12 protein-coding genes are annotated in these 14289 nt (G+C 73.5%); 10 read left to right on the plus strand and 2 right to left on the minus strand.

What is annotated here, in order from left to right:
- The first annotated feature begins 194 nt into the window (after positions 1-194).
- On the plus strand, positions 195-1175 hold the full coding sequence (locus ABZU53_RS09570; protein ID WP_355064950.1) for a glycine betaine ABC transporter substrate-binding protein: 981 nt from the start codon (positions 195-197) through the stop codon (positions 1173-1175).
- A 110-nt stretch (positions 1176-1285) separates the two neighbouring features.
- Positions 1286-3142: a hypothetical protein gene (locus tag ABZU53_RS09575; RefSeq protein WP_355064952.1), complete on the plus strand. Its 1857-nt coding sequence runs from the start codon at positions 1286-1288 to the stop codon at positions 3140-3142.
- A gap of 4 nt (positions 3143-3146) precedes the next feature.
- Here the strand turns inward: ABZU53_RS09575 and ABZU53_RS09580 are convergent, their stop codons facing one another.
- Complete coding sequence (locus ABZU53_RS09580; protein ID WP_007466075.1) at positions 3147-4334, minus strand: NADH-quinone oxidoreductase subunit D; 1188 nt, start codon at positions 4332-4334, stop codon at positions 3147-3149.
- Between the two features lie 104 nt (positions 4335-4438).
- Between ABZU53_RS09580 and ABZU53_RS09585 the strand changes: the two genes are divergently transcribed.
- Entirely contained in the window at positions 4439-5896 is a 1458-nt protein-coding gene (locus ABZU53_RS09585) for an insulinase family protein (RefSeq protein WP_355064954.1), read from the plus strand.
- Here ABZU53_RS09585 and ABZU53_RS09590 read toward each other — a convergent pair.
- Positions 5863-7218: an SAM-dependent methyltransferase gene (locus ABZU53_RS09590; protein WP_355065039.1), complete on the minus strand. Its 1356-nt coding sequence runs from the start codon at positions 7216-7218 to the stop codon at positions 5863-5865. The two genes, ABZU53_RS09585 and ABZU53_RS09590, sit on opposite strands and share 34 nt — an antisense overlap.
- Positions 7219-7523: 305 nt before the next feature.
- Between ABZU53_RS09590 and ABZU53_RS09595 the strand changes: the two genes are divergently transcribed.
- The 7 genes from ABZU53_RS09595 to ABZU53_RS09625 all read left to right on the plus strand — a co-directional run bounded on the left by ABZU53_RS09595 (position 7524) and on the right by ABZU53_RS09625 (position 14281).
- Positions 7524-8498, plus strand: coding sequence for a Rossmann-like and DUF2520 domain-containing protein (locus ABZU53_RS09595; protein ID WP_355064956.1), 975 nt, complete (start codon positions 7524-7526; stop codon positions 8496-8498).
- Positions 8495-9343 (plus strand): pantoate--beta-alanine ligase, encoded by an 849-nt coding sequence (panC, locus tag ABZU53_RS09600; protein ID WP_354861599.1) that lies wholly within the window; start codon positions 8495-8497, stop codon positions 9341-9343. Before ABZU53_RS09595 ends, panC begins: the two co-directional genes overlap by 4 nt.
- A gap of 44 nt (positions 9344-9387) precedes the next feature.
- Positions 9388-9816, plus strand: a complete 429-nt coding sequence (gene panD, locus ABZU53_RS09605) for an aspartate 1-decarboxylase (RefSeq protein ID WP_355064958.1) — start codon at positions 9388-9390, stop codon at positions 9814-9816.
- A gap of 96 nt (positions 9817-9912) precedes the next feature.
- Positions 9913-10809 carry a septum formation family protein gene (locus tag ABZU53_RS09610; RefSeq protein ID WP_355064960.1) on the plus strand — a complete coding sequence of 299 codons (897 nt, stop codon included), beginning with the start codon at positions 9913-9915 and terminating at the stop codon, positions 10807-10809.
- A 108-nt stretch (positions 10810-10917) separates the two neighbouring features.
- A complete protein-coding gene (locus ABZU53_RS09615; protein ID WP_354861604.1) occupies positions 10918-12612 on the plus strand; it encodes an L-aspartate oxidase in 1695 nt (564 codons plus the stop codon).
- A complete protein-coding gene (nadC, locus tag ABZU53_RS09620) occupies positions 12609-13505 on the plus strand; it encodes a carboxylating nicotinate-nucleotide diphosphorylase (protein WP_355064962.1) in 897 nt (298 codons plus the stop codon). The genes ABZU53_RS09615 and nadC overlap by 4 nt, the downstream gene beginning before the upstream one ends.
- Before the next feature lie 17 nt (positions 13506-13522).
- Positions 13523-14281 (plus strand): type III pantothenate kinase, encoded by a 759-nt coding sequence (locus tag ABZU53_RS09625; protein WP_234587497.1) that lies wholly within the window; start codon positions 13523-13525, stop codon positions 14279-14281.
- Positions 14282-14289 lie beyond the last annotated feature (8 nt).

Below are 14289 nucleotides of genomic sequence, written 5' to 3' on the forward strand. Positions count from 1 at the left end.
AGCGGCGGGCCGGTCGGTGACGATGCGGTGACGAAGCCCATCCCGGGTTGTCGGTCGCTCGCGGACCATGTTGGGTGGAAGTCGCGGGCGGCCGACAGCCAGGATCGCCCGTCGGACACGCGGCCGGCCCGGGACGGGTCGCGCCGGGACACGGAAGGCGGGCGGCACACATGCGCGCACGTACACGTCTGGCGATGGGCGCCATCGGCGCCATCGCCGGAGCAGCACTCCTCACCGGGTGTGGCGACGCCGGCTCGTCCGGCACCGACGCCCCCCAGACGAACGCCTCCGGCGCCGGGTGCGCTCCGGTCGCCGGTCAGCAGCTCATCGCTCTGACGGACGACAAGAAGCTCCAGAACTCCGACAACGTCATCCCGGCGGTCAACAGCAAGGTGGCCAACCCGCAGCTGATCGCCGCGCTGGACAAGGTCTCCGCGGCGCTCGACACGCCGAAGCTGATCCAGCTCAACAAGGCCGTCGACGCCGACCGCAAGACCCCCAAGGTGGCCGCCGAGGAGTTCGCCAGCGCCAACAACATCACCGCGGGCATCGCCAAGGGCCCGGGTGGCGACATCGTGGTGGGCGCCGGCAACTTCAGCGAGAGTCAGACCCTGGGCGAGCTGTACCGGATCGTGCTCACCGCCGCCGGTTACCAGGTCAAGGTGCAGCAGATCGGCAACCGGGAGCTGTACGAGCCGGCGCTGGAGAAGGGCGAGATCCAGGTCGTCCCGGAGTACGCGTCGACGATGGCCGAGTTCCTCAACACCAAGGCCAACGGCAAGAACGCCCAGCCGGTGTCCTCGCCCGACATCAACACGACGGTGACCAAGCTCAAGGCCGAGGGCGACAAGGTGGGCATCACCTTCGGCACCCCGGCCGCCGCGCAGGACCAGAACGCGTTCGCGGTCACCCAGCAGTTCGCCGACAAGTACGGCGTGCGGACCCTCTCCGAGCTGGCCGCGAAGTGCTCCGGCAGCGCGACGGTGCTGGGCGGCCCGCCGGAGTGCCAGCAGCGTACGTTCTGCAAGCCGGGCCTGGAGAAGACGTACGGGCTCTCGGTGGGCTCGTTCTCCTCGCTGGACCAGGGTGGGCCGCTGACCAAGAACGGGCTGCGTGAGGGCAAGATCAGCGTTGGTCTGGTTTTCTCCTCGGACGGTGCCTTCGCCACCAGCTGAGGTTCCTTTCGGGTGTGCCGTGGACGCCCCCTCCCCATCTCGGGGCGGGGGCGTCCGCGCGTCCGGGGACCCGTTCCCTCCGCTGGGGATCGTCGGTAGGCTGCACAGCCATGCCAGCCCCGGTCACCCCCGACGCCCGGCGTCAACCGCTGTTGCTGACCGTGCTCTTCTGGGGCGGCGTGGCCCTGGCCCCGGTGGCGGCGCTGATCCTTCTGGTCGCTGACGGTAACGGCCCGCTGCGCTTCGCGGCGGTGCTCGCCATCGTGGCGGTGGTCCTGATCGGCCTCTCCATCGCGTTGCGCCCCGACGGTGACGACGGTCGGGCCGATGAGCTGCTGGACGAGATCGAGGAGCTGCGCCGGGAGTTGCGCGCCGAGATCGTGGCCGCCGCGCAACGCGGCAACCAGGCGCTCGACCAGGCGCAGCGAGCCCAGGAGGGGATCGCGGCGGTCCGCCGTCGCCTCGATGCCACCGGAGCGGCCCTCGCCGGCGCCACCCCGCTGGCCGAGCCGGCAGGCGCCGGGCGGGTGCGGGTGCCGGCCGCCGACCCGGTGGACGAGACTCCGCCCGCCCGCAGCCGGGTACCGGTCCCCGGCGACGCCCCGGTCGCCCGGGTCCGGGTGCCCGCTCCCGAGGAGGCCGTCGGCCGGGTTCGGAGCCCGGGTCCGGGCGAGGTGGCCGGTCGGGTTCGGGTGCCGGCCCCGGACGAGGCCGCCGATCGGTGGGGTCGCGACGAGCGCGCCGACGACGAACCGGCGTACCGCCACCGTGCCGCCGCCGACGCGCCCCCCGAGCCAGCCGCCGGCGGTGTGTACGGCGCCGAGCGGTCCGCGGCCGGATACGCCGCCGCTCCCCGCCCGCGTGAGCACGACCGCCCCCGTGAGCACGACCGCTCGGAGCCGGCGCACCGGCCGGTCGGCGTGGTCCGGCACACCGAGACCGTGCACGTCACCACCCGGCACACCGTCGTCGACGGCGGACCGGCCGAGCCGGGCGGGCGCTACGGCGGCGGGTACGCCGGCCAGTGGACCCCGCCGGCCCAGGAATGGACCCGGGGCGGCCCGGAGGGACGTGCCCGGCCGGCCGACCGCTCGTGGGGCGAGCCGGAGAACCCCCGGTCCACGTACGCCGACGACCGTGCCCGCCCAGCCGACGACCGGGCCCGCGCTGCAGACGACCGCGCTCGGCCCGTTGACGACCGGTCCTGGGGTCAGCAGCCCGCCGCCCGGGGTGAGTCCGGTTGGAAGGGCGCACGGGACGGCTCGGGCTCCGACCGGAACGGGCCCGACCGCGGCGACGAGGAGCCGGGCTGGAGGGCTCGCCGCGACGAGCCGGAGTGGACCGGCCAGCGCGACGTGTACGCCCAGGCCGACGAGCCTGCCTGGGGCGGCCGATCGCAGCACGACGACCGTGGCTGGTCGGAGCAGGCCGAGCCCGACCACGCCGGTGCGCCGCAGCCCGGTCCCGCCCTGCGGGCGGACGACACCGGCGAGTACTGGTCGCAGTTGCGGGCCGGCGACCGGTGGGCGGCCGTCCGGGACGACGAGAACGGCCGTGAGCTGCACGTCGGTGAGCGCCGGGCCGAGGTGCACGCCGACGCCACGGGGACCGAGTACCGGATGGCGGACCGCTGGGCGTCCGTCCGCCAGGAGGACCCACGCCGCCACGAGGACCCGCGCCGCCACGAGGACCCACGCCGCCACGACGACGCGCGCCGCCACGAGGACTCACGCTGGCAGGACGAGCGCGAGTCGTACCACCGGTCCGAGCCGGGCGGCCGGCCGGCGCTGCCGGTCGGCGGCGTGCCCGTGCCGGACGAGTGGCGTCCGCCGCGCCAGCGCGGTCACGAGCCGGAGCCCGCCCCCGAGCGGGCCGGCCGCCGCCGGGTCGAGGAGCGGTACGGCTACCCGCCGCAGGACGACGTGCCGCGTGCCGGCGGCGCCCCGGTCACCGACCGCTGGCGCTGACGCGTCACTTGTCGATGTCGCCGACCACGAAGAACATCGAGCCGAGGATGGCGATCAGGTCCGGCACGAGGCAGCCCGGGAGCAGGGTGGCCAGCGCCTGCACGTTCGCGTACGAGGCGGTGCGCAGCTTCAACCGCCAGGGGGTCTTCTCGCCGCGCGACACCAGGTAGTAGCCGTTGATGCCGAGCGGGTTCTCCGTCCAGGCGTACGTGTGCCCCTCGGGCGCCTTGAGCACCTTCGGCAGGCGGGTGTTGATCGGCCCGGTCAGCCGGTCCACTCGGTCCAGACACTGCTCGGCGAGATCCAGCGAGACGTACACCTGGTCGAGCAGCACCTCGAAGCGGGCGTGGCAGTCCCCGGCGGTCTTGGTGACCACCGGCACGTCCAGCTCGTCGTACGCCAGATACGGGTCGTCGCGGCGCAGGTCCAGGTCGAGTCCGGAGGCTCGGGCCACCGGCCCGGACGCGCCGAACGCGGCGGCGTCGGCGGCGGACAGCACGCCCACGCCCACCGTGCGGGCCAGGAAGATCTCGTTACGCCGGATCAGGTGGTCCAGGTCGGGCAGCCGCCGACGGACCTCGCCGATCGCCGCGCGGGCCCGCCCGGTCCAGCCGTACGGGACCTCCTCCTTCAGCCCGCCCACCCGGTTGAACATGTAGTGGATGCGGCCGCCGGAGACCTCCTCCATCACGGCCTGGATGGTCTCCCGTTCCCGAAAGGCGTAGAAGACCGGCGTGATGGCCCCGATCTCCAGCGGGTACGAGCCGAGGAACATCAGGTGGTTGAGCACCCGGTTCAGCTCGGCGAGGGCCATCCGCAGCCAGGTGGCCCGCTCCGGCACCTCCATGCCCATCAGGCGTTCCACCGCGAGCACCACGCCCAGCTCGTTCGAGAACGCCGAGAGCCAGTCGTGCCGGTTGGCCAGCACGATGATCTGCCGGTAGTCGCGTACCTCGAAGAGCTTCTCCGCGCCCCGGTGCATGTAGCCGACGATCGGTTCGCAGGCGATGACCCGTTCGCCGTCGAGCACCAACTTCAGGCGCAGCACGCCGTGCGTGGAGGGATGCTGCGGGCCGATGTTGAGCACCATGTCGGTGCCGAGCTGCTGATCGCCGGTGCCGGCGACCAGACCGGCCCCGGTGCCGACGGTCAGTTCACGGAGGGCCCCGGCGTCGGTGGTCATGCCCGTCATCGTGCCACGGCGGCGGTGCCCCGGGTCATGGCGACCGCTCAGCGCCACCGCGTCGGCCAATCGGCTCATGTGGTCGTCGGACCCCCGCCGTAGCATCCCGATCCATGGAGCGGACGGAGATCGACGGAGTGCCGGTTCGGTGGAAGCAGGGGCCGGCGCCGCTGAGCGCCACCCTGCTGTTCGGCTGCGGCGCGCGGGACGAGACGTTCCGCACCATCGGGGTCACCCACCTGATCGAGCACCTGGTGATGAGCACCCTGCCCCGCCTGCACCACGAGCACAACGCCTCGGTGGACCTGCACGTCACCGAGTTCACGGCGACCGGCCGGCCGGAGCAGATCGTGGCCTTCCTCGCCGCCGTCTGCGACGGTCTCCGGGCCCTTCCGCTCGACCGTCTCGAGAAGGAGGCGGGTGTGCTGGCCGCGGAGGGTGGCCACTGCACCGATCCGACGACGGCCGCGCTGCTCACCCAGCGGCTCGGCGTGCAGGGCGCAGGGCTCGCGCCGTGGACCGGTCCGGGCTACGACCGGCTGACGCCGGAACAGATCCGCGAGTACGCCGCACGTTGGTTCGTGGCCGGCAACGCGGTGCTGCTGCTCACCGGCCCACCGCCGGAGGGCCTGCGGCTGCCGCTGCCGGCCGGGCCTCGACCGGATCATCTCGCGCCGACGCCCGTGGCGACCGCCGAACCGATCTGGTGTGAGCACCTCGTGCCGTCGGTGGGGGTGTCCCTGGTTGGCGACGACGACGCGGCGATGGCGCTGGGCTCCCAGGTGCTCTCTCAGCGGCTGGAGCAGATCGCCCGGCGCACGCACGGCCTGAGCTACGAGGTGGGCGGTGACGTCGTCCTGCTGGGCAACGGACAGCAGTTGGTGACGGTCACGGTGGACGCCCGTGAGGGCCAGGAGCCGCAGGTGGCCGCCCTGCTCTGGGAGGAGCTGAACCGCCTGGCCACGGAGGGACCGACGGCTGCCGAACTGGCCGAGGAGTGCGCCGCCGCCCGCGAGATGATCGAGGACCCGCGCGCCGTCGAGGCTTATCTCCACCGGTCCGGCTTCCGGGAACTGCTGGGCCTGCCGCAGATCACCCCCGAGCAGCGGCTGGCCGACTTCCTGGCGGTCACGCCGGAGGATGTCCGCGTGCGGTTCCAGGCCGCGCTGCCCAGCGCGCACCTCGTCGTACCGTGCGGAGTGACCCTCTCGCTCCCCGGGCTGACCGAAGGCGGCTGTCCTCGTCTTCCCGAGCAGCCCGAAGGTCGGGTGTTCCACCCGCCGATGCTGGCGAAGGTGCTCGCCCGTGAGGCGCGCGGTCTCCGGCTGATCCTCACCGACGACGGGGTAGCGCTCCGCGACCCGGACGGCGACGTGCATTTGGTCCGCTTCGACGAGGTGGTCGGTGTCGAGGAGGACGGCGTCGCGCGTACCGTCTTCGGCCGCAACGGCTGCCACATCCTGGTCGATCCGGACATGTTCCGCGGCGCCGAGCGGGCGGTCCGCGCGGTCGACGCGGCGGTCCCGGCCTCCCTGCGTTACCGGCGCTCGGAACTCGTCGGGCTGGACTGAACGACGTCGGCGATGCCGACCGGTTGGCGCAGCCACCAGTGCCCGCCGAGCCCGGCCGGGTCGGTCAGCTCGGCCACCGCCGACGCGGCGGCCAGCGCCCGCACGTAGCCGACCGGGTCGGTGCCGGCCAGGCTGAGCGGCGGTCGTCCACCGTCGGCCCCGAGCGCCCGCAGCGCCTCGGCCTGCGAGACCAGGGAGTACGCACACCGGGCGACCGCCGCGCCGGCGGAGGCGACCGAGTCCATGGCCACGTGCGCGGTGACATCGCTCGACCCGTCCGGCACCGGAGGCACCTGCCGCCCACCCCGATACCCGGTCAACGTCCCGTCCACCGGTCTGCCGTCGCGCAGGTGTCCGTAGTCGACCGCCACCGCCAGCCCTCGGCTGATCCTGCCCACCGCGTGTGCCCAGGCTTCGTCCCTCGGCCTTCCTATTTCTGCCCGGTTGCTGTGGGGGTTCGGTTGGTCGCGTTGGGGGGTCTCCGGGCAGCCCGGCCGGCTCCGGGCGGTCAGGATTGATCCCTGCGCCGGCCGGGCTGCCCGGAGACCCGACTCGCTTCCGCCAGTCGCATCAGTCGAGGTTGAACCACCGGTCACGGCACGGTCCGCACCGCGCGGGCTCGCGGGACCGGGCCACCAGGTGGTCAGCCAATCAAGATCAGCAGGGTCGACTGGCCCGCCGATCGTCTCCACACCGCTCTCGGGTTCGACAAGTACATACCGCCAGCCACCGGTGGTGTGCAGTGCCACGTCCAACGGCACGTTGTCCAACCACTCGGTAGCCAGCAGCACCCCCGTGATCTCACCGGGGATCTCGGCGGTCCAGTGGATCTCCTCTGGGAGGTCGTCGGGTCGGGGCGCCAACTCGACAGCGGTGAACCGCACCCGTTCCGCCAGCGAACGGGCGGTGATCGACGACCGCTCGCCGGGTGACTGACGGACGGCGGTCGTTGGAGTCAGGGTTTCGGGGGAGCCCGCCCACGCAGGGATCAAGCCTGACCGCCCGGAGTGGGTGGGCTCCCCCGAAACCCCCACCGCAACCCTGCCAGAGTGGGCGGGCTCCCCGGAAACCCCCACCGCGAGCCCGACGGCATCTTCAGACGCGAGAAGGCGGTGCAGGGCTAGCAGCAATTCCCCCCGCCCAGCCCCAACGTCGACCACGTCCAGCCGTGATGGATGGCCGAGGGCAGAGTCCACCTCCGCGACAAGGCGCAGGAGCGCGGCGGCGAAGGCGGGGGAGGCGTGCACGCTGGTCCGGAAGTGGCCGGCCGGCCCGGCGCCGGCCACGAAGAAGCCGTCCGGCCCGTAGAGGGCCTGGCTCATCGCGTCCCGCCACGGGATCGGCGTTCGGAGCGCAGGAGACGTCACCGTGCCGACCCTACGGCCACCGGTCCGGTGGCGACTCCCGATCCCCGTCGCGGTCCGCGGGTGGCCGCGGTCACCGTCGCCCTTCGGGCTCGGGTCAGCAGATCTTGGACAGTTTCCGTTAGCTGCTAACGGAAACTGTCCAAGATCTGCACACGGGGCCGGTGGTGGTGAAGGTTTTCACACATGCTTGTCCCGGTTCGGCGAGCCGGGCGCATACTTGCGATCGACCGGTACCCCTTCTCGAGGACTGGATCGTCGTCATGAGCGCACCGCTGCGCCCGCGCCCGGCCGCCCCACGTGGGCCCGCCGGGTCGTGGGATGGCGCCGACACCGGCGCCCGCGCCACCTCCCGTCTGCTCACCGTCGGTGTCGTCGGCGCGGGCCGCGTCGGTGCCGTGCTGGGCGCGGCGCTCGCCGCCGCCGGGCACCACGTGGTCGCCGTCGCCGGTGACTCCGGGACCAGCCGCGCGCGGCTCGCCCTGCTGCTGCCCGAGGTGCCCCGCCGCCCGGTCACCTCCGTCGCCCGCGCCGCCGCCGACCTGCTGCTGATCGCGGTGCCGGACGACGCGCTGGCCGGAGTGATCGCCGACCTCGCCGACCGGGGTGCCCTGCACCCGGGCCAGGTGGTCGCGCACACCTCGGGCGCGCACGGTCTCGCCGTGCTGGCGCCGGCCGCCGCGGTCGGCGTCCGGCCGCTGGCCCTGCACCCCGCCATGACCTTCACCGGTACGCCGGACGATCTGCCCCGGCTGGCCGGCATCTCGTACGGAGTGACCGCCCTGGCGGACCTGCGCCCGCTGGCCGCCCGGCTGGTCACCGACCTCGGTGGCGTGCCCGAGTGGGTGGCCGAGGCGGACCGTCCGCTGTACCACGCCGCGCTCGCGCACGGCGCGAACCACCTGGTGACCCTGGTGAACGAGGCGGCCGACCGGCTGCGGGACGCCGGCGTGGCCCGCCCGGAGAAGGTGCTCGCCCCACTGCTGCGGGCCGCCCTGGAGAACGCGCTACGCCTCGGCGACGACGCGCTGACCGGTCCGGTCTCCCGGGGCGACGCGGGCACGGTCGAGCGGCACCTGGCCCGGCTGGCCGCCACCGCGCCGGAGTCGGTCCCCGCGTACCTGGCGTTGGCCCGACGTACCGCCGACCGGGCGATCGCCGCGGGCCGTCTGCGACCGGTGGACGCCCAGCCGCTGCTCGGTGTGCTCGCCGGGACGAGCCGGGAGGTGGCGGCATGACGCAGCTTGTCCACACACGCGCCGAGTTGGCCGAGGCCCGGGCCGCGTTGAAGGGCACCGTCGGCGTGGTGATGACCATGGGCGCCCTGCACTCCGGGCACGAGACGCTGCTGCGCGCCGCCCGGGACCAGGCCGACCACGTGCTGGTGACGATCTTCGTGAACCCGCTGCAGTTCGGACCGAACGAGGACTTCGACCGCTATCCGCGCACCCTCGACGCCGACCTGGAGGTGTGCCGGCGGGCCGGCGCCGACCTCGTCTTCGCGCCGTCGGTGGCCGACATGTATCCGGACGGCCAGCCCCGGGTGCGCCTCGACCCGGGTCCGCTCGGCGGGGAGCTGGAGGGCGCGAGCCGCCCCGGCTTCTTCCACGGCGTGCTCACCGTGGTCCTGAAGCTGCTCCAACTCACCCGTCCCGACCTGGCCTTCTTCGGCGAGAAGGACTATCAGCAGCTCACCCTGGTGCGGCGGATGGCCCGGGACCTGGACGTCCCGGTCGAGGTGATCGGCGTACCGACCGTTCGGGAGCCGGACGGGTTGGCGCTGTCCAGCCGCAACCGTTACCTGAGCGAGCCCGAGCGGGCGGCGGCGCTGAGCCTGTCCGCCGCGCTGCGGGCCGGGGCCCGGGCCGCCGACGACGGCCTGGACGCGGGGGAGGTGCTGTCCGCCGCGCACGCCGCGTTCGGCGCCGGTACGCCCGGCGCTCAGCTCGACTACCTGGTGCTCACCGACCCCGAGCTGGAGCCGGGGCCGGTGTCCGGGCCGGCCCGGCTGGTGATCGCCGCCTGGGTCGGCGCCACCCGGTTGATCGACAACGCGGCGATCCACCTCGCCCCTCGTCCCTGACCCGGCCGCACCCACCACCACTCTTTTCGCGAAAGGCGAGCCCGATGCTGCGGACCATGCTCAAGTCGAAGATCCACCGGGCCACGGTGACCCAGGCCGACCTGCACTACGTCGGCTCGGTGACGGTGGACGAGGACCTGCTCGACGCCGCCGATCTGCTCCCCGGCGAGCAGGTCGCGATCGTGGACATCACCAACGGCGCCCGGCTGGAGACGTACGTCATCCCGGGCGAGCGGGGCAGCGGCGTGATCGGCATCAACGGCGCCGCCGCGCACCTCGTACACCCCGGTGACCTGGTCATCCTGATCTCGTACGGGCAGATGGACGACGCCGAGGCCCGGTCGTACCGGCCGCGGGTGGTGCACGTCGACACCGACAACCGGGTCGTCGAGCTGGGGGCGAACCCGGCGGTGGCGGCCCCGGGCACGGCCGGCGACCCGATGCCCAACCCGTTCGCCGTGTCCGGAGTCTGATCCCGCGCGAGCCGATTCCGGTCTGTCACCGGAAGGTCATTTGCGGTTACCCTGGGCACGCTGGCGGAAGCCGGTAGGTGGCTGGGGGAGGCCGCGATGCGCCGTGCCATGACGACCCTGTTCGCCACTGCCGTCACGGCAGTGTTGCTGGTCGGCTGCGCCGGGTCCGGTGGTTTGGACGGTGACCTGACCGACGACTGGGCGGCGCCGCCACCGGCCACGGCGTTCACGCCGGCCGTCGGGATGTGCCAGGCCGCCGACTTCGTCGAGGTGGTCACGCTGGCCGCCTACCAACCCATGGACTGCGCCGGCCCGCACCGGGTGGAGACCGTGCACGTGGGAACGTTCCCGGCCCAGCGGGCTGCCGCCCCGGCCAACGGGTCGGTGGAGCTGCGCGGCGCGTTCACGGACTGCGACACGAGGGCCTCGGCGTACGTGGGCGACGACTGGCGGGCCGGGCGACTGCGGCTGTCGGTGGCGCTGCCCTCCGGGCCGGGCTGGGCAGCCGGTTCCCGCTGGTACCGGTGCGACCTGACCGAGCTGACGACTGTCGAGGCGGCGGCCACGGTGGTGGTCCGGTCGGGCAGCCTGCGGGACGCGTTGAAGGGGGCCTCCGGGCTGCGGTTGGGCTGCCAGCAGACCCGCGCCGGGGCGGGCCGGGGCGTGCAGACGCTGGTCCCGGTGGAGTGCGGCGGCCGGCACGACGCCGAGTTCGTCGGGGTGTGGCGTGCGCCGGACAAGCCGTACCCGGCCAAGGATGCCGACTGGGCGCCGCTCTACACCGGCTGCCGCAGCATCCTCGGCCGCTATGTCGGTGTACCGGACGACTCCGACCTGCGGTTCCGCAGCGGCGTGGTGGTGCGCCCGCCCGGTGCGGGGCGTTGGCGGGTCGGTGACCGGGGGGTCCGCTGTTACCTGTGGCTGAGCGACCGTACGGTGAGCGCGTCGTTGAAGGGCGCGGGCCCGGCCGGCCTGCCGGTGCGGACGAAGTGACCGCGGCCGACCGCTCGGCGCGGCGCGGTCCGCGCCGGACGTGGTAGCCCAAACCACTCGTTGAGCCCCCGCCTCCCTCGGCGAGGATCGTTCGGGTTGACTGGTGGGATGGACGTTCCGACGGTCGACCTGCCGGCCCTGCCCAGACTGCTGGCCGCGCCCGAGCCCGGCTGGGTGGAGACCACCGACGTGATCGTGGTGGGCTCCGGGGTGGCGGGGTTGACCGCTGCGTTGCACCTGCGCGAGGCGGGCCTGCACGTCACGGTCGTCACCAAGGTCAACATTGACGACGGCTCGACCCGGTGGGCGCAGGGCGGCATCGCCGCCGTGCTCGACCCGACGGACACTCCGGCGGCGCACGCCCGGGACACCGAGATCGCCGGAGTGGGGCTCTGCGACCCGGCGGCTGTCCGGGTGCTCGTCGAGGAGGGGCCGACCCGGCTGCGGGAGCTGATGCGGATCGGCGCCGAGTTCGATCGCCACCCCGACGGTTCGTTGATGCTGACCCGGGAGGGTGGGCACCGCGCGGACCGGATCGTGCACGCGGGCGGGGACGCGACCGGCGCCGAGGTGCAGCGGGCCCTGCACGCCGCCGTGCAGCGCGACCCGTGGATCCGGTTGGTCGAGCACGCCCTGGTGCTGGACCTGCTGCGGGCGCCCGGCGACGGCCCGGACGGGCTCGGTCCGGCCTGCGGGATCACCCTGCACGTGCTCGGTGAGGGCAGCGAGGACGGCGTCGGCGCGCTGCTGGCCCGGGCGGTGGTGCTGGCCACCGGCGGGATGGGCCAGATCTTCGCGGCCACCACCAACCCGGCGGTGTCCACCGGCGACGGGGTGGCGCTGGCGATGCGGGCCGGCGCGGCGGTGACCGACGTGGAGTTCGTCCAGTTCCACCCGACCGCCCTGATCACTCCGCCGGGCGCGGGGGTGCCCGGCGCCGGGCACGCGCAGCAGCCGCTGGTCTCCGAGGCGCTGCGCGGCGAGGGCGCGTACCTGGTGGACTCCGACGGCAAGCGGTTCATGGTGGGCCAGCACGAGCTGGCCGAGTTGGCCCCCCGGGACGTGGTGGCCAAGGGCATCCACCGGGTGCTGCTGGCCAGCGGTGCGGACCATGTCTTTCTCGACGCCCGCCATCTGGGCGGCGATTTCCTGGCCGGGCGGTTCCCGACCATCGTGGCGTCCTGCCTGGCGATCGGCGTGGACCCGGCCACCGATCTGATCCCGGTCGCCCCGGCCGCGCACTACGCCTCCGGTGGCGTCCGCACCGACCTGCGCGGCCGCACGTCGATCCCCGGCCTGTACGCCTGTGGCGAGGTCGCCTGCACGGGTGTGCACGGCGCGAACCGGCTGGCCAGCAACTCGCTGCTGGAGGGGCTGGTGTTCTCCCGGCGGATCGCCGACGACATCGCGGCCGGCCTGCCCGAGCAGGCCCAACCGGCGGACGTCGGCGCGTGGCGCGGCGGCGCGGGCTGGGTCCTGCCGGCCGGGGTGACGCCGACGCTCCAGCAGGCGATGACCCGGGGCGCCGGGGTGCTCCGGTCCGCGGCGACGCTGGCGGAGACGGCCGGGACGCTGACCGAGCTGGGCGCGGCCCGGGGCCGACCGCGGACCGCCGACTGGGAGGCGACCAACCTGCTCACGGTGGCTTCGACGCTGGTCGCGGCGGCGTACGCCCGCGGTGAGACCCGGGGTTGCCACTGGCGGGAGGACTTCCCGACGGCCGACGAACGGTGGCTGGGCCACCTGGTCGGGTCGGTCGGGGCGCACGGCCGGGTGACGGAGCAGTGGGAGGGGAAGCCATGACGGGGTCGACAGAGGCGGCGTTGCGGGCGACCGGGCTGGACCCGGAGCAGGTGCGGCGGGTGATCGAGACCGCGCTGGTCGAGGATCTGGGGCCGGGTTTCCTGGACGTCACCAGCGTGGCGACCATTCCGGCCGAGCAGACCGACACCGCCGACCTGGTGGCCCGCGCCGACGGCGTGGTGGCCGGGCTGGCCGTGGCCGCCGCCGTGTTCGAGCTGGTGGGCGAGGTGACCGGCTTCGGTCGTACCGTCGAGGTGTCGGTGCTGGCCCGCGACGGTGAGCGGGTGGCCCGCGGCGACGTGCTGGCGACGGTGACCGGCCCGACCCGGCTGCTGCTGACGGCCGAGCGGACGGCGCTCAACCTGCTCTGCCGGATGTCCGGGGTGGCCACCCACACGCGTGCCTGGGCGGACGCCCTGGCCGGCACGAAGGCGATGGTGCTGGACACCCGCAAGACGACGCCGGGCCTGCGGGCGCTGGAGAAGTACGCGGTGCGAGCCGGCGGAGGCACCAACAAGCGGATGGGCCTCTACGACGTGGCCATGATCAAGGACAACCACAAGCTGGCGGCCGGAGGCATCACGGCGGCGTACCGGCGGGTCCGGGAGGCGTTTCCGGAGGTCCCGGTGCAGGTCGAGGTGACCACTGTCGCCGAGGCGGTGGAGGCGGTGGAGGCGGGCGCCGACTTCCTGCTCTGCGACAACATGACCCCGGAGGTGTTGGCCGAGGCGGTGACCGCGGTGGGCGACCGGGCGGAGCTGGAGGCGACCGGCGGTCTGACCCTGGAGGTGGCGGGCCGGTACGCGGCCACCGGCGTCGACTTCCTCTCGGTGGGCGCGTTGACCCACTCGTCGCCGATCCTGGACATCGCGCTGGACCTGCGTACGGAGTAGTTGTCTAGGCTGCGTGCGTGCTGCTCTGCATCGACATCGGAAACACCAACACCGTGCTGGCGACCTTCGACGGCGACAAGCTGGTGCACTCCTGGCGGATCAAGACCGATGCCCGCTCGACGGCGGACGAGTTGGGCCTGATGTTCCGGGGTCTGCTCGCCGGGGACAACGTCGAGATCACCGGCGTGGCCGCCTGCTCCACGGTGCCGGCCGCGCTGCGGTCGCTGCGGACCATGCTCGGCCGCTACTACGCGGACCTGCCGAGCGTGATCGTCGAGCCGGGCGTGCGGACCGGGGTGCAGCTGGCGATCGACAATCCGAAGGAGGTGGGTGCCGACCGGGTGGTGAACACGCTTGCCGCGTTCACCCTCTACGGCGGGCCGTCGATCGTGGTGGACTTCGGCACCACCACCAACTTCGACGTGATCAGCGGTCGGGGCGAGTTCCTGGGTGGGGCGTTCGCCCCGGGCATCGAGATCTCCTTCGACGCGCTGGCCGCCCGTGCGGCCCAGCTGCGCAAGGTCGAGGCCACCAAGCCCCGCTCGGTGATCGGCAAGAACACCGTGGAGTGCCTCCAGGCCGGTCTCTACTTCGGGTTCGCCGGGCAGGTGGACCGGATCGTCGAGCGGATGACCGAGGAGTTGGGCGAGGTGAAGGCGGTGATCGCCACCGGCGGTCTCGCCTCCCTGGTGATCAACGAGTGCAGCACCATCACCCACCACGAGCCGATGATCACGCTGATCGGCCTGCGGATGGTCTACGACCGCAACCTGTGAACGCCGGC

This window comes from Micromonospora sp. NPDC005194 (assembly GCF_040608335.1).
Taxonomy (GTDB): Bacteria; Actinomycetota; Actinomycetes; order Mycobacteriales; family Micromonosporaceae; genus Micromonospora.